Origin of the sequence: Phenylobacterium terrae, assembly GCF_042681205.1 — a bacterium.
In the GTDB taxonomy this organism is placed as follows: Bacteria; Pseudomonadota; Alphaproteobacteria; order Caulobacterales; family Caulobacteraceae; genus Phenylobacterium; species Phenylobacterium terrae.
Genome location: NZ_JBHUEY010000006.1, coordinates 926854 through 948586, shown reverse-complemented (window position 1 = coordinate 948586; position 21733 = coordinate 926854). Strand labels below are relative to the sequence as shown.

At 70.9% G+C, this 21733-nt stretch carries 23 protein-coding genes and 1 pseudogene; 15 read left to right on the top strand and 9 right to left on the bottom strand.

Annotation, left to right across the window (positions count from 1 at the left end; translation table 11 throughout):
• Nucleotides 1–72 precede the first annotated feature (72 nt).
• Genes ACFSC0_RS19285 through leuD form a run of 3 tightly spaced genes read left to right on the top strand, consistent with a single transcriptional unit; the run spans nt 73 to nt 3127 of the window.
• Nucleotides 73–1089 (top strand): phosphoglycerate dehydrogenase, encoded by a 1017-nt coding sequence (locus ACFSC0_RS19285; protein ID WP_377281609.1) that lies wholly within the window; start codon nt 73–75, stop codon nt 1087–1089.
• Nucleotides 1086–2504, top strand: a complete 1419-nt coding sequence (gene leuC, locus ACFSC0_RS19280; RefSeq protein ID WP_377281608.1) for a 3-isopropylmalate dehydratase large subunit — start codon at nt 1086–1088, stop codon at nt 2502–2504. The genes ACFSC0_RS19285 and leuC overlap by 4 nt, the downstream gene beginning before the upstream one ends.
• Before the next feature lie 2 nt (nt 2505–2506).
• A complete protein-coding gene (gene leuD, locus ACFSC0_RS19275) occupies nt 2507–3127 on the top strand; it encodes a 3-isopropylmalate dehydratase small subunit (RefSeq protein WP_377281607.1) in 621 nt (206 codons plus the stop codon).
• 31 nt (nt 3128–3158) lie between these two features.
• Here leuD and ACFSC0_RS19270 read toward each other — a convergent pair whose 3' ends face one another.
• The gene (locus ACFSC0_RS19270; protein ID WP_377281606.1) at nt 3159–4466 is read right to left on the bottom strand and encodes a CitMHS family transporter; all 1308 of its coding nucleotides are present in this window, start codon (nt 4464–4466) and stop codon (nt 3159–3161) included.
• Nucleotides 4467–4639: 173 nt separating this feature from the next.
• Between ACFSC0_RS19270 and ACFSC0_RS19265 the strand changes: the two genes are divergently transcribed.
• The 3 genes from ACFSC0_RS19265 (at nt 4640) to ACFSC0_RS19255 (ending at nt 7577) form a co-directional block, all read left to right on the top strand.
• On the top strand, nt 4640–5803 hold the full coding sequence (locus ACFSC0_RS19265) for a citrate/2-methylcitrate synthase (RefSeq protein WP_377355237.1): 1164 nt from the start codon (nt 4640–4642) through the stop codon (nt 5801–5803).
• Nucleotides 5804–5877: 74 nt separating this feature from the next.
• On the top strand, nt 5878–7269 hold the full coding sequence (locus ACFSC0_RS19260; protein WP_377281604.1) for an acyclic terpene utilization AtuA family protein: 1392 nt from the start codon (nt 5878–5880) through the stop codon (nt 7267–7269).
• Complete coding sequence (locus tag ACFSC0_RS19255; RefSeq protein ID WP_377281603.1) at nt 7269–7577, top strand: DUF4387 domain-containing protein; 309 nt, start codon at nt 7269–7271, stop codon at nt 7575–7577. Before ACFSC0_RS19260 ends, ACFSC0_RS19255 begins: the two co-directional genes overlap by 1 nt.
• 56 nt (nt 7578–7633) lie before the next feature.
• Here ACFSC0_RS19255 and ACFSC0_RS19250 read toward each other — a convergent pair whose 3' ends face one another.
• Nucleotides 7634–8554 carry a LysR family transcriptional regulator gene (locus tag ACFSC0_RS19250; protein WP_377281602.1) on the bottom strand — a complete coding sequence of 307 codons (921 nt, stop codon included), beginning with the start codon at nt 8552–8554 and terminating at the stop codon, nt 7634–7636.
• Between the two features lie 129 nt (nt 8555–8683).
• Here ACFSC0_RS19250 and ACFSC0_RS19245 point away from each other — a divergent pair, with 129 nt between their 5' ends.
• Nucleotides 8684–9052 carry a hypothetical protein gene (locus ACFSC0_RS19245; RefSeq protein ID WP_377355236.1) on the top strand — a complete coding sequence of 123 codons (369 nt, stop codon included), beginning with the start codon at nt 8684–8686 and terminating at the stop codon, nt 9050–9052.
• Between the two features lie 278 nt (nt 9053–9330).
• Entirely contained in the window at nt 9331–9585 is a 255-nt protein-coding gene (locus tag ACFSC0_RS19240) for a hypothetical protein (RefSeq protein ID WP_377281600.1), read from the top strand.
• On the opposite strand, the gene ACFSC0_RS19235 is transcribed toward ACFSC0_RS19240, so the two are convergent.
• A complete protein-coding gene (locus ACFSC0_RS19235) occupies nt 9582–10232 on the bottom strand; it encodes an SOS response-associated peptidase (protein ID WP_377281599.1) in 651 nt (216 codons plus the stop codon). The genes ACFSC0_RS19240 and ACFSC0_RS19235 overlap by 4 nt on opposite strands.
• Before the next feature lie 199 nt (nt 10233–10431).
• Nucleotides 10432–10614 carry a hypothetical protein gene (locus ACFSC0_RS19230; protein ID WP_377281598.1) on the bottom strand — a complete coding sequence of 61 codons (183 nt, stop codon included), beginning with the start codon at nt 10612–10614 and terminating at the stop codon, nt 10432–10434.
• 126 nt (nt 10615–10740) lie between these two features.
• On the opposite strand from ACFSC0_RS19230, the gene ACFSC0_RS19225 reads away from it, so the two are divergent.
• Together ACFSC0_RS19225 and ACFSC0_RS19220 are read left to right on the top strand one after the other, a co-directional pair.
• Entirely contained in the window at nt 10741–12087 is a 1347-nt protein-coding gene (locus ACFSC0_RS19225) for a recombinase family protein (protein ID WP_377281597.1), read from the top strand.
• Nucleotides 12080–13561: a recombinase family protein gene (locus ACFSC0_RS19220; protein WP_377281596.1), complete on the top strand. Its 1482-nt coding sequence runs from the start codon at nt 12080–12082 to the stop codon at nt 13559–13561. The genes ACFSC0_RS19225 and ACFSC0_RS19220 overlap by 8 nt, the downstream gene beginning before the upstream one ends.
• On the opposite strand, the gene ACFSC0_RS19215 is transcribed toward ACFSC0_RS19220, so the two are convergent.
• Complete coding sequence (locus ACFSC0_RS19215) at nt 13558–13728, bottom strand: hypothetical protein (RefSeq protein ID WP_377281595.1); 171 nt, start codon at nt 13726–13728, stop codon at nt 13558–13560. The two genes, ACFSC0_RS19220 and ACFSC0_RS19215, sit on opposite strands and share 4 nt — an antisense overlap.
• 30 nt (nt 13729–13758) lie before the next feature.
• On the opposite strand from ACFSC0_RS19215, the gene ACFSC0_RS19210 reads away from it, so the two are divergent.
• Nucleotides 13759–14451, top strand: a complete 693-nt coding sequence (locus ACFSC0_RS19210; RefSeq protein WP_377281594.1) for a S24 family peptidase — start codon at nt 13759–13761, stop codon at nt 14449–14451.
• 19 nt (nt 14452–14470) lie between these two features.
• On the opposite strand, the gene ACFSC0_RS19205 is transcribed toward ACFSC0_RS19210, so the two are convergent.
• Nucleotides 14471–16618, bottom strand: coding sequence for an Ig-like domain-containing protein (locus tag ACFSC0_RS19205; RefSeq protein ID WP_377281593.1), 2148 nt, complete (start codon nt 16616–16618; stop codon nt 14471–14473).
• A gap of 218 nt (nt 16619–16836) precedes the next feature.
• Here ACFSC0_RS19205 and ACFSC0_RS19200 point away from each other — a divergent pair.
• Nucleotides 16837–17034 (top strand): annotated as a pseudogene (locus tag ACFSC0_RS19200) (type II toxin-antitoxin system Phd/YefM family antitoxin); the annotation flags it as partial.
• 117 nt (nt 17035–17151) lie between these two features.
• On the opposite strand, the gene ACFSC0_RS19195 reads toward ACFSC0_RS19200, so the two are convergent.
• The 3 genes from ACFSC0_RS19195 to ACFSC0_RS19185 all read right to left on the bottom strand — a co-directional run bounded on the left by ACFSC0_RS19195 (nt 17152) and on the right by ACFSC0_RS19185 (nt 19262).
• Nucleotides 17152–17844: an RES family NAD+ phosphorylase gene (locus ACFSC0_RS19195; RefSeq protein WP_377281592.1), complete on the bottom strand. Its 693-nt coding sequence runs from the start codon at nt 17842–17844 to the stop codon at nt 17152–17154.
• A complete protein-coding gene (locus ACFSC0_RS19190) occupies nt 17841–18284 on the bottom strand; it encodes an MbcA/ParS/Xre antitoxin family protein (protein WP_377281591.1) in 444 nt (147 codons plus the stop codon). The genes ACFSC0_RS19195 and ACFSC0_RS19190 overlap by 4 nt, the downstream gene beginning before the upstream one ends.
• Before the next feature lie 159 nt (nt 18285–18443).
• Nucleotides 18444–19262: a LytTR family DNA-binding domain-containing protein gene (locus tag ACFSC0_RS19185; RefSeq protein WP_377281590.1), complete on the bottom strand. Its 819-nt coding sequence runs from the start codon at nt 19260–19262 to the stop codon at nt 18444–18446.
• An 80-nt stretch (nt 19263–19342) separates the two neighbouring features.
• On the opposite strand from ACFSC0_RS19185, the gene ACFSC0_RS19180 reads away from it, so the two are divergent.
• The 3 genes from ACFSC0_RS19180 (at nt 19343) to ACFSC0_RS19170 (ending at nt 21655) form a co-directional block, all read left to right on the top strand.
• Entirely contained in the window at nt 19343–20299 is a 957-nt protein-coding gene (locus tag ACFSC0_RS19180) for an alpha/beta hydrolase family protein (protein WP_377281589.1), read from the top strand.
• A gap of 145 nt (nt 20300–20444) precedes the next feature.
• Nucleotides 20445–20861 carry a hypothetical protein gene (locus ACFSC0_RS19175; protein ID WP_377281588.1) on the top strand — a complete coding sequence of 139 codons (417 nt, stop codon included), beginning with the start codon at nt 20445–20447 and terminating at the stop codon, nt 20859–20861.
• Nucleotides 20862–20953: 92 nt separating this feature from the next.
• A complete protein-coding gene (locus tag ACFSC0_RS19170; RefSeq protein WP_377355235.1) occupies nt 20954–21655 on the top strand; it encodes a 2-phosphosulfolactate phosphatase in 702 nt (233 codons plus the stop codon).
• Nucleotides 21656–21733: the final 78 nt, after the last annotated feature.

The following is a 21733-nucleotide window of genomic DNA, read 5'->3' as shown; positions in this document are numbered from 1 at the left end:
TATGCCGAACAGGCCCTGGCGCCCCGCGGCCGCGCCGCGCTACGGCGCGCCCAGGCTGGAGACGAACACCCCATGAGCTCAGGTCCGCGGCGCGTCGTCGTCACCCAACGGTTCTTCGACGAGAGCGCTACCGATTATCTGCGCAGCGCCGGCTGCGAAGTGGCCGTGACCGAGCTTGCGCCGGGACAGGCCGACGGCGATCTCGGCCCCGAGGCGCTGACGGCGCTGCTGCGCGGCGCCTCGGCCTGGATCGTGGGCCACGCGCGGGTCACCCGCGAGCTGCTCGCGGCGCTGCCCGACCTTCAGGTCATCGCGCGCCGGGGCGTCGGCTACGAACGCGTGGACGTGCAGGCCGCCCGCGAGCTCGGGCGGGTGGTCGCCATCGCCGCCGGCGGCAACGACGCCTCCGTGGCCGACCAGGCGATCGGGATGATGATCAGCGTCGGCCGCCGCTTCGGAGAGGCGCAGGCCCGGATGCGGGCCGGCGCCTGGTCGATCCTCATGGGGACCGACCTCTACCGCAAGACCGTCGGCGTGGTCGGGCTTGGCCGGATCGGACGCAGCGTGGTGCAGCGCCTCAGCGGGTTCGAGGCCCGCGTCCTGGTCGTCTCGCCCCGCCCGGACCCCGACTATGCGGCGCAGACCGGCGTGACCTACGTGGACCTTCCGACGCTCCTCTCCGAGAGCGACTACGTCAGCCTGCACGCGCCGCTCACTCCCGCCACACGCCATCTGCTTTGCGCGGAGCCCCTCGCGGCGATGAAGCCAGGAGCCTTCGTCATCAACACCGCCCGTGGCGGGCTCGTGTCGGACCGCGACCTGCTCGAAGCGCTCAGGTCCGGCCACCTCGGCGGGGCCGGTCTCGACGTGTTCGAGAGCGAGAGCGACCCCAGCCTCCAGCCGGTGACCGAGGCGCTGATCGCCCTGCCCAACGTGGTCGCCGCCCCGCACGCGGGCGCCTCGACGCGCGAAGGCCTCGCCCGCACCAACATGATCGCCGCGCGCTGCGTGGTGGCGGCCCTGGAGGGCCAGCCGCTGCCGCCGCAGTGCGTGGTCGCCGACGGCCGCGCCGGGAGCACGAACCCATGACCGCGCCGCGCACCCTCTACGACAAGCTCGTCGACGCGCACACCGTGGCGGACCTCGACGGGGGCGGCGGGACCGTGCTGCTCTACATCGATCGCAGCGTGCTCAACGAATACACAAGTCCGCAGGCGTTCACCGCCCTTCGGGAGGCCGGTCGGCGGGTCTGGAGCCCCGGCGCGCTGCTGGGCGTGGTCGATCACGTCAACGCCACGGCTCCGGTGCGCTCCGCGGAGATGCCCGACGCCGGCGGCGCGGAGCAGGTGGCCTACTTCGCCCGCAACTGCCGCGAGTTCGGCATCGAGCTCTTCGACATCCTGCACCCGCTGCAGGGGATCGAGCACGTGGTGGCGCCGGAGCTCGGGTTCGTGCTGCCGGGCATGGCGATCGCGGCGGGCGACAGCCACACGACGACCTACGGTGCGCTCGGGGCGCTGGGGTTCGGCATCGGCACGTCAGACATCGAGCACATGCTGGCGACGGCCACCGTGATCTACCGCCGGCTGAAGACCCTGCGTGTCGACGTCGCCGGACGCCTGCCGGTCGGCGTCACGGCCAAGGACCTGGTCCTGGCCCTCATCGGACGGATCGGGGCGGACGGGGCGACCGGCTACGCAATCGAGTTCGCGGGTGAAGCGATCGCCAGGCTCAGCGTCGAGGGCCGCATGACCATCTGCAACATGTCGGTCGAGTGCGGCGCGCGCGGCGCCCTCATGGCCCCGGACCAGAAGGTGCTGGACTATCTTCAGGGCCGCCCGCGCGCGCCTGCAGGCGCGCTCTGGGAGCGGGCGGCCGAGGCGTGGCTCGGCCTTCGCAGCGATCCAGACGCGCCGTTCGACCGGACGGTCGCGCTGGACGCGCGGAGCATCGAGCCGATGGTGACCTGGGGCACGAGCCCGGACCAGGCGGTCTCGGTGCTGGGGGTGGTCCCCGACCCGGCGGCCGAGAACTCGGAGATGCGCCGGCGCGACGCCGCGCGCGCCCTCGACTACATGGGCCTGCGGCCCGGCACGCCGCTGCAGGACGTCCGCATCGACCGCGCCTTCATCGGATCGTGCACCAACGCGCGCATCGAGGACCTGCGGGACGCCGCCGCGGTGCTGCGGGGCCGGCGCGTGGCCGACGGGGTGCGGGCCATGGTGGTGCCGGGCTCGTCGGCGGTGCGGCGGCAGGCGGAGGCCGAGGGCCTGGACCGCGTGTTCACCCAGGCCGGTTTCGAGTGGCGCCAGTCGGGCTGCTCCATGTGCCTGGCGATGAATGACGACGTCCTGGCGCCGGGCGAGCGCTGCGCCTCAAGCACCAACCGCAACTTCGAGGGCCGCCAGGGCGCCGGCGGGCGCACCCACCTGATGAGCCCGGCCATGGTCGCTGCGGCCGCTGTCAGCGGTCGCCTCGCCGACGTGCGCCGGCTGGGAGACTGACCATGGAGCCCTTCCGCCGCGTCACCGGCATCGCCGCGCCGATGCCGGCGGCCAACTTCGACACCGACGTCATCATGCCCAAGCAGTTCCTGAAGGGCATCGACAGGAGCGGCCTGGCCGAAGGCGTGTTCCACCACCTGCGCTTCGACGAGGAGGGGGCGCCGCGGCCGGCGTTCATCCTCAACAGGCCGCCGTGGACGCAGGCCCGCTTCCTGGTCGTCGGCCCCAACTTCGGCTGCGGCTCCAGCCGCGAGCACGCCGTGTGGGGCCTCGCCCAGCTGGGCGTCCGGGCGCTGGTCGGAACGAGCTTCGGCGGCATCTTCTTCGACAACTGCGCGCGCAACGGACTGCTCGCCATCGCCGCCGAGGCGGAGCTCGTCGAGACCCTGCAGGCGCGGGCCGCGGATCCGGAGACCGCGCTCATCACGATCGACCTCGAGCGCCAGCTGATCCTCGCCGACGGACTCTCAGCGCCCTTCGAGGTGGAGCCGCAGCGGCGCCGCGCCCTGCTCGAGGGGCTGGACGCGGTCGGCGTCGCGCTGCGGCGCGCGGGCGAGATCCGTGACTTCGAGGCGCGCCATTTCGCGCGCTCGCCCTGGCTGAGGCCGTCGCGCGGCGTCTGAGGGTCGCCAGGCTCGACGGTGCAGAGCGAGCTCAGCGGGGAAAGGTGATCGCGCCCGTCAGCATGGCCGCGGCGAAGGCGAACAGGCTGGTGAGGATCGCCCACGGCAGGCCAAAGCGCTGCAGCGCCCCGACGTCGGCCCGGATGAGGCTGGCCACCAGGTAGATCGGGGCGATGAACGGACTGAGGCCATGCAGCGGCATGCCCATCAGGGAGGCGCGCGCGATCTCCTCCGCGGGGACGCCGTAGGCGGCTCCTGCGGCGCCCAGCACCGGGACGACCCCGAAGAAGAAGGCGTCGTTCGACATGAACATCAGCAGCGGCATGCTGAGCAGCGCGGTGATCTGGCCCATGTAGGGCCCCAGCGCCGGGGGAATGGCCGAGACGAGGCTGCCGGCCATGGCGTCGATCATACCCGTCCCGGACAGGATGCCGGTGAAGGCGCCGGCCCCGAAGATCAGCATGACCATCATCATCACGGTCTCCCCGTGCGCCGCCAGGCGCGCCTTCTGCTCCGACAGCCTGGGGAAGTTCAGGGTCACGGCGATGGCGAAGGCGCTCATGACCAGCGCGGCAAGCGGGGCGACCTGGGTCACCATGCCGACGATCAGCGCGACCGTCAGGGCGAGGTTCAGCAAAAGGTTCCGGGTCTCCTTCGGGGCCGTGGGGGCCTCGTCAAGGCGGTCCTCGCCGGCGGATGGCGGGCCGGCGGCCGAGGCGTGGGCGGCGAGGCGGCGACGCTCCATCCGCCCGAACACATAGGCGAGGGCGAGCACGCCCAGCAGCGAGAGCCCCAGGGCGGGCAGCAGCGGCCCGACGACATCCATCACGGGCACCCGCAGGGCCGTGGCCGCCCGGGCCGACGGCCCGCCCCAGGGCAGCCAGTTCATCAGCGTGTTGGAAAGGCCGAGCAGCACCGCGAGGATCAGCGGGTTCAGGCCCAGGCGGCGGTAGACAGGGTACATGGCGGAGATGGTCACCAGGGCGGTGGTCGCGCCGTCGCCGTCCAGCGAGACCAGCATCGCCAGCGCAGCCGTTCCGACGACCACGCGCACCGGGTCGTCGCCGGCCAGGGCCAGGATCTTGCGGACGAGCGGCTCGAACAGGCCGGCCTCGATCATCACTGCGAAGTAGAGCAGCGCGAACACCAGCATGAGCGCCGTGGGCGCCACCTCGACGACGCCCTGCAGCATCATCTCGCCAAGGCCGGCGCCGAAGCCCGCCAGGAGCCCGAACGTCACCGGCGTCAGGATCAGGGCGGCGGCCGCCGAGAGCCGCCGGGTCAGAACGAGTGCGAGGAACACAGCCAGAGTGGCGAAGCCCCACAGGGAAAGGTGCAACAGCGGGCTCCTCGGCCAAGGCGTCTGCACCCTCACTGTGACAATGGCGCCAGGACGTCAATATTGACAAAATCCATCATGATGTAGCTCTACAGCGACAGGCGGCGCCCGGGGCGCCGGCGATGCGCAGGGCGCTCCGGGTTTTCCGGCGGCGCGCTTGAAAGGGAGTGGACGTGTACCTCACCGCAGAAGAGGCGGCGCGAGAGCTGGGTGTGAGCGTGACCACCCTCTACGCCTATGTGAGCCGCAAGCAGATCCGCACCCAGAAGGCGCCCGGCGCGCGCACGCGGCGCTACTGGCGCGAGGACATCGAGCGGCTCAAGGGGGCCTCCGCCAGCGGGGCTGAAGACGTCCTTGCGCCGCGCTCCGCCATCACCCTTATCACCGAGGAGGGCCACTTCTACCGCGGGCGCAGCGCCCTGGCGCTCGCCGAGCGCGAGACCCTGGAGTCGGTCTGCGCGCTCCTGTGGGACGCGCCCTACGAGGCCACCTTCGGCGCCTTCAACCTGCGGCTCGGGGACCTCTACCACCGCACCGAGGCCGCGCTCGCCGGCGCCCCGGTGCAGGAGCGCGCCGTCGCGCTGCTCCCTCTTTTGGAACGCAGCAACCCGCGCGCCTTCGACCTGACCCACGCCGGCTACGCCCGGACCGGCGCGGAGCTGATGCGCTGGTTCGGACATCTCATCGGCGGCTTCGATCCCTCTGACGATCGTCCGCTGCACCAGGCGGTGGCGGGCGGGCTCGGCGCCCCGCCGCCCTACGAAGACATTCTGCGCAGGCTCTTCGTGCTTGCGGCGGATCATGAACTCGATCCCAGCACCTACGCGGTGCGCGCGATCGCCAACACCGGCGTCACGGCCCACCAGGCGGTGCTGGTGGGCCTTGCGTCCACCTTCGGCCGCCGCCTGATGTTCGGCCGCGCCCAGAGCCTCGAGCGTCTCATGGATGAGGTGCTCACCACCGCCGATCCGGAATCGGCGATCCTGCGGCCGATCCGCGAGGGCGCGTCCCTTCCGGGTTTCGGCTCGGGCCAGTATCCGGCCGGGGATCCGCGGGCGCGGGCGCTGCTTGCGAAACTCGAAGACTGCGTCGGCGAGGACGTCGGATTCCGGCGGCTCCAGGCCGCCATCAGGGTCGCGCGCGACGCCACGGGACTGGAGCCGGCCCTCGCCATTCCCCTGAGCTTCGTCGCCCACAAGCTCGGGCTCAAGGGGCAGGGCGGCGTCATCTGGCAGCTGCCCCGGATGGCCGGGTGGATCGCCCATACCATGGAACAGTACCTCACCCAGGAGACGGTGCGGCCAAGAACCGTCTACACCGGCCCGCTTCCCGGCTGAACATGTACGGAAATCGTCAATATTGACGGCGGAAGTTCTGCGTCGGATAGGAGAGTCTCTTCCAGGGAGGACCCATGACCGCGCAGCAGACCGCCCCCGTGACCGTGCTCGTACCGGTCGGCTCCCTCGGCGCCGGGGTTCGTGAGGAGGAGGTCGTCCGCGGCCTGGAGGCCGGCGCTCAGGTGATCGCCTCGGATGCGGGCTCCACCGACAGCGGCGCCGCCTACCTCGCCCTGGGCGTCTCCAAGAACAACCGTGGGGCGGTGAAGCGGGACCTGGAGATACTGATGCGGGCCCAGGCCAGGTACCGCGTGCCGATCCTGATCGGCACCAGCGGGCAGGCGGGCGGCGACCTCAACGTCGACTGGACGCGCGACATCGCGCTCGAGATCGCCCGTGAGCAGGGGCTGACGCCGCGGATTGCGGTGATCTACTGCGAACAGGACAAGGCCACGCTCAAGGCCAAGCGCGCGGCCGGGGCGATCACGCCGCTCCCGCCGCTCGGGCCCCTGGACGAGGCGACGATCGACGCCTGCGACCACATCGTCGCCGTCATGGGCCCCGAACCCTTCATCGCCGCCCTCGAGGCAGGCGCGGACATCGTCCTCGCCGGCCGCACCACCGATACGGCGGTGCTGGCCGCATATCCGCTCTGGAAGGGCATGGGGGTCGCGCCTGCCTGGCACGGCGCGAAGGTCACGGAGTGCGGCGCCCAGTGCGCCGCCCGGCGCAGAGGCTCCGGTGTGATGTTCCGCGTCGGCGCGGACTATTTCGACGTCGCGCCGCTCGATCCGGACAACCTGTGCACCCCGCACAGCGTCTCGGCGCACATGCTCTACGAGAACAGCGATCCCTTTCGGCTGGTGGAGCCCGGGGGCGTGCTCGACGTGACCGACGCCCGCTACGAGCAGCTCGATCCACGCTGGGTGCGGGTGACCGGATCGCGGTGGGAGCCGCGCCCGTACACCATGAAGCTCGAGGGCGCCGCCGTCGGGCCCTGCCAGACGGTGATGCTTATCGGCATCCGCGACCCCGAAGTCCTTCGCCAGCTAGACGTCTTCCACGACCGCATGCTGGCCGCCCTGACCGAGCGGGCCCGCCGCAACGTCGATGCCGACCCCGACAGCTGGTCGATCTCGCTGCGCATCTACGGCTGGAACGCCGTGGATGGCGAGCCTGTCCCGGCCGGAACGCCGCCGCCCCGCGAGGTCGGCATCCTCTGCGTGGTCACCGCGCCGACCCAGCAGCTGGCGACGGACATCGCAAAGGCCTGCAACCCCTACTTCTTCCACTTCCCCCTCAATCCCGAGAAGGAGCTGCCGAGCTACGCCTTCGCCTTCTCGCCGGCGGACATCGAGCGCGGGCCCGTTTTCGAGTTCAAGCTCAACCATGTGGTGGCGCCTGAGAGCCCGACCGAGCTGGTGCGGATGGAGTTCGTGGATCTCACCCGCACGGAGGCCGCGTGATGGCCAGGCTTCAGGAGGTGTGCCGCGACCTGCGCTCCAAGAACGCGGGCCCGTTCTGGGTCACCATCGACATCTTCTTCGACGGGGCGGAGAGCTTCCGCCGATACGCCCATCACCCGGCGCTGGGAGCCGAGGCGATCGGAAAGCTGTTCGGGGTGGACCCGGCGCTGGTGAAGCGCTTCCCCGTCGAAAGCCTGGAGATGATCAAGATCTCCTATCCGCGTCGGACCCCGCAGGGCGGTGTGGAGGAGCGGGACCTGCACGCCGGCCAGCAGTTCGTCCGTCTGCTCGATCTCGACCTGGACTGAGGGCGCGCCGTCCGGCACTCCGTCCTCTCTGAGCCCGCCGCGTCAGCCCAAGACGCTCAGTCGGCGCCCGTCACATGGCGCACGTGGGTCCAGAAGCTCTCCGCGGCCGGGCTCTGGCGGGCCCGCGGCCGATAGAGGCGTATGCGGATGGGAATGTCCCAGTCGCTGGCGCCGCCGCGGACGAGCTCGCCGCGCTCCAGCTCGCCTCCGATCAGGCTCTGCGGAAGCCAGGCCACGCCCCGACCGGCCTTGGCCATGGCGAGCAGCACCATCGCAAGGTGCGCCGTGAACACCGCGTTCAGCCAGACGGGCGGCGCATCGCGCGTCCGGGTCGAGGCGATGATCCGGCCCATGCCCGAGGCCGAGGTGAAGGCCAGATGGGCCACCGGCGATTCGGGCGAGCCGGGCAACGCGTGAAGGGGATCCGTCGATCCGGGCGTTGCGGGAGCGCTCACGGGCACCAGGAGGTCCTGCCCCACATCGAGCGAGCGGAAGTAGGTGGTGTCGAGCGATGTCGGCGCCGCCGGATGGAAGTGGCACAGCAGGAACTGCGCCTGGCCCTGTGTCATCAGACGCTCGCAGTCGGCCATGTTGTCCGTGACGAGGCTGATGCTGGCCTGCAGTTCGGAAGCTTCCTCCACGCGCTGCAGCCAGCCGGGGAAGAAGGTGAGGGACAGGACGTTCGTGCAGGTGAACCGCAGCGAGTTTGCGGCGGCCTGCGCCACCTCGCGCACGCGTTCGCGGCCGGAGCCCAGCCGTCGCAGGACGTCTTCCGCGATCGGCCGGAATGCGGCCCCGGCCGGCGTGAGTTCAACCCGGTGCGTGTCACGGTTGAACAGCGGCGCGCCGATCCAGTCCTCCAGCATGCGGACGCGTCGGCTGAACGCCGGCTGGGACACGTTCCGGCGCTCGGCGGCCCGGGAGAAGTGGCCGCAGTCGGCGAGCGTGACGAAATCCTCAAGCCAAGCGAGTTCCATCCTCAAACCCACATGCGTGTCGGCTAGAGCGCGCGCCCCTCGGACACTCTCCTGGCAGAGTCTTAGCACTCCGCCTCGCCACCGCCCATGACGCGGGACCCTGCGTCCGGCCGTGGCGCTTCCTTCGTCTTGGTCGAATCCCGCTCGGACCTGCTGAGCTTTCGGGCGACGGGCGCACTGCAGGCCTTGGACGGGCGCGCGCGCCGCCCATATGGGGCCGCGATGACGCCGAAGCCGATCACCTCCACGACCTACGTCGTCGCCGCGTTCGACGGCGCCCGGCCACGGTTTCTTTGCCGGGACCGCCGCCATGGCCACTGGGTCGTGACGGTGGATCAGCAGAAGGCGAGCCATTTCGCCACACCGAGCGAGGCGGTGGACGCGGCCAGCGACTACCGGCGCCTGGGCTTTGGTCGGCATTACAGCCGGGACGGGGATTGGCGGGCGTTCGCGGTCACCATGCGGCTTGCGTTCGCCGAGGTCGCCGCGGCGGTGTGAACCTCGCCGACAGGCGGCCAGGTGCGCCCCCCTTTCGCCAGTCTGGAGCCGCCTGTCGTCGCACCTGACGGCCATCGGCCAAGCTGCGTCTCGCTCATGACGGGCAGCGACACCGAAGGTCCGGCGCCGCGAACCACCGACTCACATCCAGGCGGTGGCAGAGGAAGCCCTTCGCCGAGACGCGCTAGGCTTTGGCGTCATGCCGGGCGAAAGCGGGTCACGCGATAGATCCAAGCGAAGCGGTAGCGAGCGAGGCCGACCAGGTGCAAGTTCGGAATATGAGCCAACTCACGTATCCGGCGGTTTTGGTTTGCCTGGCGCTGGCGGCGAGCGCGGCCGCCAGCGAGCACCGCTGGATCCTCGTCACCGAAGGCAAGGGGCTGAACCTTCAGCAGACGGTGATTGGTACCTTTGCGACCCTGGAGGCCTGCAAGACCGCGGGAGCGACGCTCAAGCGCGAACTGATGTGGGTCCACAAGTGGGCTTGCCTGGATCGTGGCGAGGCGCCTGCCGAAGGCGCCCCTAATATCTAAGCGGCCGTCGCGACCTCGAACCGTTCCGGCCGCACGGCTGCGAACAGGGCCGCTGGATCGCGTGGAGGCTCCAACCAGGCGCTCCACTCCTCCTGCTCAAGGATGACCGGCGCCCGGTTGTGGTAATCCGAGAGCCGCCCGGCGGAGGGGCCGGTCAGGATGGTGAAGCTGCGCACCTCGCCGGCGTCGGGCGTGGTGCAGCGATCCCACAGGCCCGCGAACCAGATCGCCTTGCCGTCGGCCCGGGCGAAGCGGTGTTTCACTTTCGCGCCCTTCTCGCCCGTCCATTCGTACCAGGCGCTGGCGGGGACGATGCAGCGGCGCTTGGCGAAGGCGTCGCGGAAGGCCGCCGCGCTGTGGCAGGTCTCAACCTTGCAATTGAACGTGGTCAGCTTGAACCCGTCGTCCGCACCCTTGGCGGTGTCCTTCAGGGGCTTGCCGTTGCGCCAGAACGGCACCAGCCCCCAGCGCATCTTCTCCAGGATCCACACGCCATCCTCAATGCGCGCCGTGAGCTGCGGCGTGGTCGGCCGCACGTCGTCGTCGGGCTCCAGGTTCAGGGGCTCCGTCCTGACCGGGATCAGCGTCGAGAGCTGCTCGTGGATGTCGCGCCAGAAAAGGTGCGAGGTGTCGAAGCGACCGCACATGGCCGCACGGTAGACGAGCTGTGGACGGCGGCAAGCCGAGCCTTGGACCGAGTATGCGCCTGGGGCGCAGGGCCGGGTTCGCGCCCCCGGGTCGAGACGCCGCCGCGGTGCGTCCGATCCACACCGGGCTCGCCGATCCGGCCGCTCGCCCGATGACTTAGGTCCAGGCGCGGCCTCGTTCTTGCGCAGCGTGAGGTGATCACGGGCGCCACGGCCCGGTTCGGCGGCAGTCGCCTTCCGGGGGATGCTCGCCGTCCTCGACGAAGGCGCGCCAGCAGAGGGCTTCCTCGTGGGCGGCGCGGTAGGCAAGGGCGACGCAGACGCACATCGCCGCGAGCAGGACGCAGAACACCGCGAGGATCGGCGCTGGCCGGATGTGCACGCGTCCATCAAGCCCACCGGCCGGGATCGGTCAAGCGGCTGGCGCAGCGGCGGCCGGTAGGAAAAATCTACTTGAGCCAAGGGGATATCGCCGCCAGCGTTAGGGCCGTCAGGTCTGGAGGCGATCATGGCCACGGCCTTGCGGCGCGCCGCGCAGTACCTGCGGATGTCGACGGACCAGCAGCCGTTCTCGCTGGCGAGCCAGGCGGCGGTGATCGCCCAGCATGCGCGCGGCGCCGGGCTCGACATCGTGCGCACCTACACCGACGCCGGGATCAGCGGCCTCACCTTCGCCGAGCGGGAGGGCCTCCGCAGCCTGGTGGCGGACGTGGTCTCGGGGGCGGCGGACTTCTCGGTCGTGCTGGTCGCCGACGTGAGCCGGTGGGGGCGGTTCCAGGACCTGGACGAGGCCGCGCACTACGAGTTCCTCTGCCGCCAGGCGGGGATCGTCGTCCGCTACTGCGGCGAGCCGCCCGAGGACGAGGACGGCGCGCTCGGGAGCCTCGCCAAGCAGCTCAAGCGGATCATGGCGGCCGAGTTCAGCCGCGAGCGTTCGGAGCTGGTCCGTGCGGCCGGGAAGGCCGCCGCCGCCGCCGGCCGAAAGCGGGGCGGGCGCCTTCCCATGGGCGTGGCCCGGATGCTCCTCAACGCCGACGGGACCGAGGCCGGCCCGCTGAAGCCGGGGGAGCGCAAGACGCTGCGCGAGCAGGCCGTCGGGTTCGCGCACGGTCCGCCGGCCGAGGTGGAAGCGGTCCGGACGATCTTCCGCGCCTATGTGGACGAACGGCTCGGCCTGACGGACATCGCGCGGCGGATGGCGGCGGAAGGCCCGCCGCGGCCTCAGGGCGGGCCGTGGACCGCGACGGCGGTGCTGCGGGTCCTGCGGCACGAGCTCTACGCCGGCGTCTATGTGTTCAACCGGGGCACGGAGGCGTTGCGCACCCGGCGGCGGCCGCTGCCGGAAAGCGAGTGGGTCCGCGCGGCCGTCATGGCGCCGGTGACGCCGCCGGAGACCTTCGCCCGCGCGCGCACGCTGCTGGCGCTGCGCAGCCGCTACACCGACGAGGACCTTCTCACCGCCGCCCGGCGGCTGCTGGCGAAGGAGGGGCGGCTCACAGCGGCGCTCATGGCGCGCTCGGGGGAGACCCCTGCCGTGCGGGTGTACCAGAAGCGGTTCGGCAGCCTCACGGCGCTTTACCGCCGGATCGGCTATGTCCCGGGGCCGGTCCGGCGCGTGAGCGACGAACAGCTGCTCGAGGACCTGCGGGCGCTGAAGCGCCGCAGGGGCGTGGCCAGCGGGCCCCTGCTCACGGCGCAGGAAGGCCTGTCGGAGCCCAGCACCTACCATCGCCGGTTCGGGTCCCTGCGGCGGGCCTACGTCGCCGCGGGGCTCGGGGACAACTTCGCCGAGGTGCGGCGGGCCTGGCGGCGGGCGCGGGCCGGCGGGGCGGTTCGAGGCGCGGCCGATGCCTGAGGCCGGCGGATCGGCGCCCGTCGCGGCGGCCCAGTACCTGCGCAAGTCCAGCGAGCATCAGCGCTACTCCCTCGAGAACCAGGCCGCGGCGATCGCCCTGTACGCCCTGCGGCGGAACTACCGCATCGTGCGGACCTACGCCGACGCCGGCCGCAGCGGGCTGACTTTCAAGGGCCGCCCCGGGCTGCAGGCCCTGATTTCGGACGTGGCGGGCGGCGGCGGGCTCTTCGACGCCGTCCTGGTCTTCGACGTCAGCCGCTGGGGCCGCTTCCAGGACCCGGACCAGGCAGGCCACTACGAGTTCCTCTGCCGGGAGGCGGGGGTGGCCGTGCGCTACTGCGCCGAAGGGTTCGAGAACGACGGCTCGCTCTCCTCGAGCCTGATGAAGCAGCTCAAGCGGGTGATGGCGGCCGAGTACAGCCGCGAGCTCGGCGTCCGGGTCCTCCGGGGGCAGCGCCACGTCGCGGGTCTCGGGTTCTCGGCGGGCGGCCCGGCGCCCTACGGCTTCCGGCGCCAGCTGGTGGACGGCGACGGGCGGCCGCGCCTGATCCTCGGGCCCGGGCAGGTGAAGGCGGTGGCCACGGACCGGGTTCGGCTCGTCCCCGGGCCCCCCGAGGAGCTGGAGGCGGTGCGCGCGATCTTCCGCCTCTATGTCGGCGGAGGGCGGGGCCTCCGGCGGATCGCGCAGGACATGGCCGCCGCCGGCGCACCGCCGCCGCGCGGCGGCTGGTCGGCCTTCAAGGTGGGGAACATCCTCGCCAACGAGGTCTACCGGGGCGTCCGGGTCTATGGCCGCAGGAGCGAGCGCCTCCGCGCCGCCAGCCGCAAGGCCCCGGAGGCGGAGTGGGTGAGGGCGCGGGTGGCGCCCGCGACCGTGTCCGAGCGCACCTTCCGCCGGGCCCAGCAACTGCGCGCCGCCAGGCGCCTTTCGCTCGGGACCGAGGAGTTGCTCGAGCGGCTGCGCCGGGCGTTCGCCGCGGAGGGGCGCCTGACCGGGGCGATCGTCCGCCGCCGGCCGGAGCTGCCGAGCCCGACCACGATAGAGACCCGGTTCGGAACCCTCGCGGCGGCTTTCGAAGCGGCGGGCTATCGGCCGCCCCGCGGCGCGCGCAAGTGGCGGCGGGAGACCCTGCTCGACGAGCTGCGGCGCCTGCAGGTCGCGTACGGGGCCACGGACGAGGCGAGCCTCCGGCGCGATCCTCACGCGCCCCTGCCGCGCACCTTCGCGCGGTGGTTCGGGTCGCTGCAGGCGGCGCAGGCCGCGGCGGGCGTGCCGCAGACCCCCGTTCGCGTCCCGCTGCGCAAGCCGCGCCGGACCACCGACCGGCTTGTCGCCGAGCTGCGGCGACTGCACGCCGAGCACGGCCGCCTCAGCTGGCGGCTGATCGAGGCCGATCCTTCGATCGCGGCGCGGACGGTCCGGCGGCGCTTCGGGAGCCTCGCACGGGCGAGGGCGGCGGCCGGGCTTAGCTAGGCGCCGGCCAGGGCGGAGAGGCTGAGCAGCGTCAGGAGGGCCAGGGCGACGGCGCCGACGACCAGGACGCCCCAGCCGGTCGCGTGCGCCTCGAACCAGCGACCGAACCGGATCGTGACCTCTGTCGCTGCGGGCCGCGGCGGCTTACGTTGGGCGGGCGTGGACATAACCAGAACGGTAGGTTAAATACCCATCTCATGGCAAGCGCTGAATCACGCGGAACGGCCCGGCGATCGCCCGACGACCTGGGCCGTTCGGAGCGGCTGAGGCGCGCCCGCATCGACGCCGGCTTCGCCTCCGCCCTGGCCGCGGCCGAGGCGCACGGGTGGAACCGCAACACCTACAAGTCCAACGAGAACGGCAACGCGCCGTTCTCGTACCGGATGGCCGAAGCCTATGGGGCGGCCTTCGGCGTGCGGCCGGAGTGGCTCTACGCCGGGACAGGGGCGGCGCGCGAGGACGGCCGAGCAGCGATGGTCCCGATCATCGGCCGGGTCGGGGCCAACCCGGACGGTTCGGTCCTGCTGAGCACCGGCCAGGAGGGGCTGGAGCTCACGCCCGTGCCGCCGGGCGGCAGCGGCAAGGCCGTGGCCCTGCGCGTGGTGGGCGAGTCCATGCGGGGCTTGGCGGACGACGGGGCCCTGATCTACTTCGAGGACCAGCGGACGCCCCCCACGCCGGACATGCTGGGGCAGGTGGTCGTGGTGGAGACCGATACGGACGAGGTGCTGGTGAAGCGCCTCGTCAGGGGGTCGAAGGCCGGTGTCTACAGCCTGGAGAGCCTCGACGCGCCTGTCCGTGCGGACGTGCGCCTGCGCTGGGCGGCGCACATCACCGCCATCGTGCCGCCGTTCCACGCCCGGAGGATCACCACCTGGGCCGGCGCCTGACGGCGGGGCGCCCGCCGCATCAGGCAAGCAGGCCGTCGCTCCAGGCCGTGAACCCCGATAGCACGACCGTCTGGCCGGTGGTCAGGGTCAGGACGGTGTCGGCCACGCCGTCCCCGGTCACGTCCGCGGTGGTGTCGGCCCCGGAGAGGCCAGGGCCGCCGGCGAGATGGATCCGGTCCTCGCGGCCGAAGTCGGCGACGAGGTCGATCTCGTCCGCACCGCCGGGTCCGAAGACGAAGGCGTCGATCCCGCCGCCGCCGAGCAGGGTGTCGTCGCCGGCGCCGCCCTCCAGCCGATCGTTGCCGGCGCCGCCCTCGAGGCGGTCGGCGCCGTCGCCGCCGGCGAGGCTGTCGTTGCCGCCGTCGCCGACCAGGGTGTCGCGGCCGCCCTGGCCGAGCAGCCGGTCGTTGCCGCTGTCCCCGCGCAGGCGGTCGTGGCCGGCCCCGCCGTCCAGGGTGTCCGCGCCCGAGCCGCCGTCGAGGCTGTCGGCGCCGCCGGCGCCGAACAGGACGTCGGCCCCGCCGAGGCCCAGGACGGTGTCCTCGCCGGCCCCGCCCGACAGGGTCTCGTTGCCCACGCGGCCGGAGACGAACACGCCGTCGCCGGCCGCTGTGATCACCATGGCGACGGCGGCGGTGGAGGTGTTCCCCGCGCTGTCGACCAGAGTGTAGCTGAAGGTGTCGGCGGCCGTGTCCGGGTTCCCGAAGACGCCGAGCAGGTCGAAGTCGTCGTGGTCCGCCGAATAGGTCAGGGTCTGGGCGGCGGCGTCGAAGGCGACCGCGCCCAGCGCGCCTGTGGCGTCGACCGAGAGGATCCTCAAGTCGTCGCCGGCGTCCGGGTCCGCGTCGTTGGCGAGCAGGAGGGGGACGAGGTTGGGCGTGGTCGCGTCCTCGGCGACCGTCGCCGTGTCATCCAGAGCGGACGGCGGGTCGTTGCGGTCGATGGTGACGAGGAAGGCGTCGGCCCTTTCGTTAGTGTCGCCGGCCGCGAGGTTCGACGCATAGCTCCAGAACACGATGTGCTGGCCGTCGATCGTCTGCGGCGCCCCCGTGAGGGCGTTGGACTGCACGCCGCCAGGTCCGACGTTGATGCGCAGGATCTCGCCCGTGTGGAGATCTTTCCAGAACACGTCCCGCTGGCCGTTCGTGTCCCCGGCGACGAGGTTGGAGGCGTCGCTGACGAAGGTCACGTAGCGGCCGTCGGCGCTCACGCTCGCCCAGAAGCTTGCCCCGTTGGCCTGGGTCCCGTCGGCGGCCTCCGAGACGCGCCGGAGCTGGCCGGTCGCAAGGTCCTTCCAGAAGACGTCATGCTGGCCGTTGGTGTCGCCCTCGACGAGGTTGCTCGCGCCGCTGAAGAAGACGGCGTAGCGCCCATCGGAGGACAGATCGGTCCCGGCGCTCTCTCCATTGGCCTCGACGCCGGCCTGCGACGTCGAGATCCGGATCACCTCGCCGGTGACCAGGTCCTTGCGGAAGGCGTCGGTCTGGCCGTTCGTGTCGCCGGGAACGAGGTTGGTCGAGAAGCTGATGAAGCTCGCGTACCGGCCGTCGCTGGAGATCGACTCCAGCACGCTCGCGCCGTCCAGGTAGGCGCCGTCGGCGGTGCGGGAGACCCGGGCGACTTCGCCCGTGACCATGTCCTTGCGGAACACGTCCTGGAAGAAGTCGAGCGGGCCGCCGTCGATGTTGTAGGCGCTGCTTGTGAAGAAGACGAAGCGCCCGTCGGCCGAGATCAGGGGACTGGTGCTGGCCCCGGTGGTCTGGCTGCCGAAGGCGCCGTCGAACGCGGTGGAGACCCGGACGACCTCTCCGGTCGCCATGTCCTTACGGTAGACATCCTCGTGGACGTTGGCGTCGGTGGGATCGAAGGTGTTTCCGCTGGTGGTGAAGACGACGTAGCGGCCGTCGCCCGAGACGCCGCCGCCGAAGGCGGCGTGCGACGACTGAACACCGGCCGCGGTCTTGGAGACGAGCGCAAGTTCGCCCGTCAGGAGGTCCTTCAGGAAGACGTCGGGGCTGCTGGTCGCGTCGCCCGGCCAGCCGTTCGAGGTGAGCAGCGCGTAGCGCCCGTTCTCGGAAAGGGTCACGGTGGTGTTGGCCTCCACGCCGGGCGCGAAGGTCATGCCGGGCCGAGGCTCCGTCAGCCAGGTGATGGTGAAGTCCGTCATTGTCAGCCCCCCGGCCGGATCGCTCGTTTCGGCCAGACTACGGCGCAGCTATGTGGCCGCAACCGGGGTTCACGTGCGGGGCGAGCGTTCGCGCTTGATTTCACCCGGAGGGCGCGGCGGCCAGATCGCCCGTCGCGTCTTCTCGGGCCTGTCCGGGCTCGGCCCCTGCTGGTGACGAGTGGCGACGGTGTCAGGCATGGAGAGGCCGCAGGGACGTGATGACCGTGGCTGAGGTGCGCGCGAGGCTCGGAGCCGTGATGGACCGGGTCGTGGAAGACCACGCGCCGATGGTCATCGCCCGTCAAGGCGGAGAAGCCGTGGTGATGGTTTCGCTCTCCGACTGGCGTTCAATTGAGGAGACGGCGCGGTTGCTCGCCTCGCCCGCCAACGCCGCTCGTCTGGCGGAGGCGGTCGCCGAACTTGATGCCGGGGGGCGCGGAGTCCGCCCTGAGCTTATCGATGTGGGACGTGCCGGCGCCGCGTGTGCCGGGATCCGTACAAGCTGCGAAGCCTCTTCGCGGCGTGCGGCAGCGCTAGGCGCGATCGACGCTCGTGAGCTTGAGCACCGTCAGCTCGCCCCGGGCGTCCCAGACGTACTCGAAGTGGTCGCCCTGGAGGACGGGGAGGGGGACGGCGGCAGGGCGGAAGAGGACGACGCATTCGCCGCCCGAGCGGCGGACGCTGTCGTAGACGAAGCCGTCCTCGCCGGGCTGGGCGAAGGGCCAGCGGCGCTCGCGGGCGAAGGCCTGGGAGGCGGCGTAGTCGTCGGGGCGGTAGAGCTCCTGGTGGGAGGCTTGGGCGCCGCGCAGGTCGAGGAGCTGAGCGTCGAGGCCTGCGACCAGCTCGCGCAGCTGCAGCCGGGCGGGGAAGCCGCCGGCGGAGGCGGCCAGGCGCCGGTGGTTGTGGTGGACGGTCTCTTCGATGGCGGTGGCGACGTCGCGGGCGGCGTACCAGGCGCCCAGGGCGGCGTCGTGGAAGCGGCCGCCCTCGTCGGCCACGTGCAGGAAGGCGGCCATGACGATGGAGGCGGTGGGGCCGGTGACGAGGCCGCCTTCCGGCAAAGCGGCCAGGCGGTTCGGCGTGCGCAGGGTGAGGTCCTCGAGGGCGAAGGCCAGGCGCAGCTCGGCCTCGTCGCCGGCGATGTCGTCGAAGACGCCGACCGTCGGATAGCGGCTGAGGATCAGGCGGTGGCTGCGGCCGCGGACCCGGGCCCGCGAGAAGCTCATTTCACGCCGCGCCAGGCGTCGAGGTAGCGGCGCACGTCGGCGAGCTCGGAAAGGCCGCCCTCGGTCATGTGGGCGAGCGGCGAGCGGCCGGCGAACGGAGCGTCGGCGTTCTCGGACTTCAGCCAGCGCAGGGCGTGGGCGTCCTCGGCGAAGACGAGGCGCAGGCCCTTGAGCACCCCCAGCGTCAGGGAAATCCGCTCCAGCTGGTCGCGGGTGAGGGCGCCGACCTGGCCGGCCTTCCAGTTGTGGTAGGTCTGGCGCGAGATCCCGCCCAGCATGGCGCGGCGCTCGTCCACCTTCAGGTCCCACAGGTCGCAGACGCGCAGGAAGAGCCGCACCGCGGGCGCCGAGACGCGCCGGCGCGCCTCGGGGTCGCGCAAGTCGGCGGCGGTGAAGGCGGGCGCCTCGGAGGCGGGGAGGGCGGCGGCGTGGGGCGGCATGCGCGTGAGAGTCCAGGGTTGGACATAATGTATAAGTATGGAGGTGGAGGCGCAAGGCGCGCGAGGCTGCGGGGGCCGTGGGCGGTTGCGCTTGGCCGAACACTGAGGACCAATTCGAGTGAGAGGGGGCGCTTCGCTCTGGTGTGATTGCTTGGCTTGTCACGACCGCGTGATTGCGCGCTGCTGAAGGATGCGCATCACGTCTTGCGCTCTGGATCGCGCCACAGGGATCAATCGACCGTCGGTGAGGCTGAGGACCAGGTCCCGTCCGCGCCGATCGACTCCGCGGATCTCGTCGAGCGCCACCCACCATGAGCGATGGGGCTGGAGGCCCGGCTGTTCGGAAACGTGCTGCAGGGCGTCCGACATCCGGCCGCGCAGCAGGCGGGCGCCCCGACGGGTGCGAACCTCAAGGTAGTGATCACGCACCTGGATGGTCAGAGGGGGCTCTGGCGGCCAGCCAGCAATCGCGCCGCTTGCCTCAGGCGACATGACACGTGTGGGCCGAGCCTGGCTGTTCAGCCGCACAGGTGCGGCTCGCTTGGCCGAGCCCGCCCACTTGAGCCCCGCGATCAGGCCGCTCACTGGAAGGATGAAGGGCGAAAGGAAGAGGGCGAACTCGATCAGTGGATCGGGCGCGTACGGCACGACGGGGGTGGCTTTCAGCGCGTGAATCTCCGCGGTCATCAAGACGAGTGTCGCGGCCGCCGCGACGGCCCCCGGAACGATGGGGCCCCGCCGGCGCGGCAGGAGCCATCGCGCCACGTCGAATAAGAGCGAGGCTTGCGGGACCAGCAGGGCGGCGATGACGCCGAACATCAGCATCCGCCGGGCGAGCGGCAGCGTGTCGCTGTCGAATGCGCCGCTCGAGGCCAGTGCGAGGGCAAGGGCGACAGCGCCCAGACCGTGCAGCGCCAGTTGGCGATGGCCGCCCCCAGGTCGGTTCGCGAACGGACCGTTTGCGACAAGGCCGGTCATTCCGCGTCAAACCCCTTCTCGGCAGGTCGGCCGGCAGCCTAGCTCAGGGGTCTCAAACATCGGAAGGGCCGCGTTCGCCCATGAACTGGTTCAAAGTGTCCGCAGCCGCCTTGGCGCTGTTCCTGATCTCATATCTGCCCGTCGATGGCGCCGCTCGCCAGGACAACGTCGCGGACGTCGGGCCGCGGGCGGTGGGATCCTTCCCGGTTCGCCTGCCTGGCGGCGAAGCGATCGAGGTTTTCACCTATCGGGCCGCGGGCCACGGTCCGGAAGATCCGGTCATCCTTGTCCTGCCCGGGGGTGGGCGCAACGGCGCCGACTACCGGGACAGCTGGATCGCGGCCGCCGACAAGCACCGCCTGCTCGTGCTGGCCCCCGCGTTCGACGAGGCGCAGTTTCCCGGTCCCATCAACTACAACCTGGCAGGGATGATCGCGGGCGACGCCGATGTGGCCAGCCTGCGGGACGTGGAGATCACGCCGCGCCGGACCTGGCTCTTCTCAGACCTGGACGCGATCTTCGAAGCGGCTGTCCGACGCTTTGGATCGCGACAAAGACAGTACGATCTGTTCGGGCACTCTGCAGGCGGTCAGATCATCCACCGCATGATGCTGGCGGCGCCGAGCCCGCGGGTCAGAACCGCCATCGCCGCCAACTCCGGCTGGTATACGACGCCGGCGCCCGAGATTCCGTTCCCATATGGCCTAAGCGGCCTGCCGCTCACATCGCAGCAGCTGAGAACCGCGTTCAGCGGCGACCTGGTGATCTTCCTCGGGGCGCAAGACAACGCCGAAGAGGCGCGCGGTCATCTACGTCAAACCGAGGAAACAGCGGCTCAAGGCCCTCACCGGCTGGCCCGCGGCCGGCGCTTCCATGCGCTGGCCCAGAAGGAGGCCGCGCGACGAGGCTTTCCGTTCAAGTGGCGGCTCCACATCGTGCCGGGCGTCGGCCATGACTACCGCGCGATGGGCGAAGCCGCCGCCGACTTCCTCTACAGCGACAGAACGGCGCGGCCGACGTCGTCGCCAGGGAGCTGATCGGCTGATGCGGCCTCCGTCTCAAGCTCGGGCCTTCGGCGTACAAGCCCGCTGACATCGGGCGCGCCTTGCGCTTCAGCAGCTGCGCTCCGCGTAAGAGAGGAGTGATTTGCGGACACCGGCTCGGGCAGGCATAGTTCCGAGCGTGAGCGACGCGCGACGATTGCTCGCCGAGTGGTTCGAGCAGGTCCTTGGCGAGCAGCTGCCCCGTGAAGGCGACGCCGATCTTTTCGATCGGTTCGGGATATGCGGCGACGACGCATCCGACTTCATGGACGCATTTGGCGCTCGTTTCGACGTCACCGGCGATGAATACCTTTGGTACTTCCATCATGAGGAAGAAGGCTGGAACTTCGGAGCCTTGTTCTTCGCCCCACCCAACCGACGCGTGGAGCGGATACCTATCACGCCTGACATTTTGGTCCGAGCAATCGAAACCGGGCGATGGCCTGTGCAGTACCCTCCGCACGCACTGCCGAAGGTGCGGTGGGATATCCGATTGAACCAATCGATGCTCCTGGTTCCGCTCGCCGGGGCGGCGCTTTGGCTCTGGCGGAGGTGACGGGGGAAACATCGTAGGAGAGTTCGGCACAGCTTACGGAGGGTTGTCCGCCATGGGTGGGAAGCGGACGCCCGTTGTGCCACACCAAGCATATGGCGCAGGTCGTTTGCGAATGGGGACTGCCGGGGATCGAAATGCTTCGATCCACGGCGACGGTCTTCGTGATCGTCGACGTGCTGTCGTTCTCAACGGCTGTTAGCGTTGCCACGGATACAGGCGCGGAGGTCATTCCGTTTCCGTGGGGAGATGCTGATGCAGCCCGCGAGGAGGCTGCCCGACAAAGCGCGATCGCCGCTTCGCCGAAGAGAGCCGCGGGCGGTCAGCTAAGCCTTTCTCCAGCAAGCCTCCGACATGTGGTCCGCGGCACCCGTCTTCTCCTCCCCTCGCCGAACGGCTCCCGCCTCTCTCTCGCTACAGGGGAGGTGCCGACACTCTGTGGGTGTCTCCGCAACTACAAATCTGTCGCGGAGGCCGTGCAAGCGATGAGGTTAGACGGTTTGGTCGCGGTGATACCGGCGGGGGAGCGTTGGGCCGACGGGAGCCTCCGGCCTGCTATCGAGGATTGGATCGGAGCAGGCGCAATCATCTCAGCCATCGAAGCGGAGGTGAGCGCCGAAGCTGCGGTCGCACGAGCCGTGTTTGCGGCGGCAGCGAACGACCTTGCCTCCGTTATCCGCACCTGCATGTCGGGCCGGGAGTTGATCGAGCGTGGTTTCGGAGAGGATGTGGAGATCGCTCTGGAAGTAGGCTCCAGCAAGCGTGCTCCGCGCCTCATCGACGGAGCGTACCGATAGGTCCGGGTCGGGATCTGGCATTCAGGTTCGGCCGATGAGCAGGTCCGGTTCTCGACCGGAAATGAAGGGGTCAGCTCC

Excerpts from the sequence above, each read along its gene's own strand:
- ACFSC0_RS19260 (WP_377281604.1), top strand. The coding sequence starts at position 5,878 with ATGACCGCGCAGCAGACCGCCCCCGTGACCGTGCTCGTACCGGTCGGC.
- ACFSC0_RS19255 (WP_377281603.1), top strand. The coding sequence starts at position 7,269 with ATGGCCAGGCTTCAGGAGGTGTGCCGCGACCTGCGCTCCAAGAACGCG.
- ACFSC0_RS19285 (WP_377281609.1), top strand. The coding sequence starts at position 73 with ATGAGCTCAGGTCCGCGGCGCGTCGTCGTCACCCAACGGTTCTTCGAC.
- leuD (WP_377281607.1), top strand. The coding sequence starts at position 2,507 with ATGGAGCCCTTCCGCCGCGTCACCGGCATCGCCGCGCCGATGCCGGCG.
- ACFSC0_RS19250 (WP_377281602.1), bottom strand. The coding sequence starts at position 8,554 with ATGGAACTCGCTTGGCTTGAGGATTTCGTCACGCTCGCCGACTGCGGC.
- ACFSC0_RS19205 (WP_377281593.1), bottom strand. The coding sequence starts at position 16,618 with ATGACGGACTTCACCATCACCTGGCTGACGGAGCCTCGGCCCGGCATG.
- ACFSC0_RS19235 (WP_377281599.1), bottom strand. The coding sequence starts at position 10,232 with ATGTGCGGTCGCTTCGACACCTCGCACCTTTTCTGGCGCGACATCCAC.
- ACFSC0_RS19185 (WP_377281590.1), bottom strand. The coding sequence starts at position 19,262 with ATGACCGGCCTTGTCGCAAACGGTCCGTTCGCGAACCGACCTGGGGGC.
- ACFSC0_RS19170 (WP_377355235.1), top strand. The coding sequence starts at position 20,954 with ATGGCGCAGGTCGTTTGCGAATGGGGACTGCCGGGGATCGAAATGCTT.
- ACFSC0_RS19215 (WP_377281595.1), bottom strand. The coding sequence starts at position 13,728 with ATGTCCACGCCCGCCCAACGTAAGCCGCCGCGGCCCGCAGCGACAGAG.
- ACFSC0_RS19210 (WP_377281594.1), top strand. The coding sequence starts at position 13,759 with ATGGCAAGCGCTGAATCACGCGGAACGGCCCGGCGATCGCCCGACGAC.
- ACFSC0_RS19240 (WP_377281600.1), top strand. The coding sequence starts at position 9,331 with ATGAGCCAACTCACGTATCCGGCGGTTTTGGTTTGCCTGGCGCTGGCG.
- ACFSC0_RS19190 (WP_377281591.1), bottom strand. The coding sequence starts at position 18,284 with ATGCCGCCCCACGCCGCCGCCCTCCCCGCCTCCGAGGCGCCCGCCTTC.
- ACFSC0_RS19180 (WP_377281589.1), top strand. The coding sequence starts at position 19,343 with ATGAACTGGTTCAAAGTGTCCGCAGCCGCCTTGGCGCTGTTCCTGATC.
- leuC (WP_377281608.1), top strand. The coding sequence starts at position 1,086 with ATGACCGCGCCGCGCACCCTCTACGACAAGCTCGTCGACGCGCACACC.
- ACFSC0_RS19220 (WP_377281596.1), top strand. The coding sequence starts at position 12,080 with ATGCCTGAGGCCGGCGGATCGGCGCCCGTCGCGGCGGCCCAGTACCTG.
- ACFSC0_RS19195 (WP_377281592.1), bottom strand. The coding sequence starts at position 17,844 with ATGAGCTTCTCGCGGGCCCGGGTCCGCGGCCGCAGCCACCGCCTGATC.
- ACFSC0_RS19225 (WP_377281597.1), top strand. The coding sequence starts at position 10,741 with ATGGCCACGGCCTTGCGGCGCGCCGCGCAGTACCTGCGGATGTCGACG.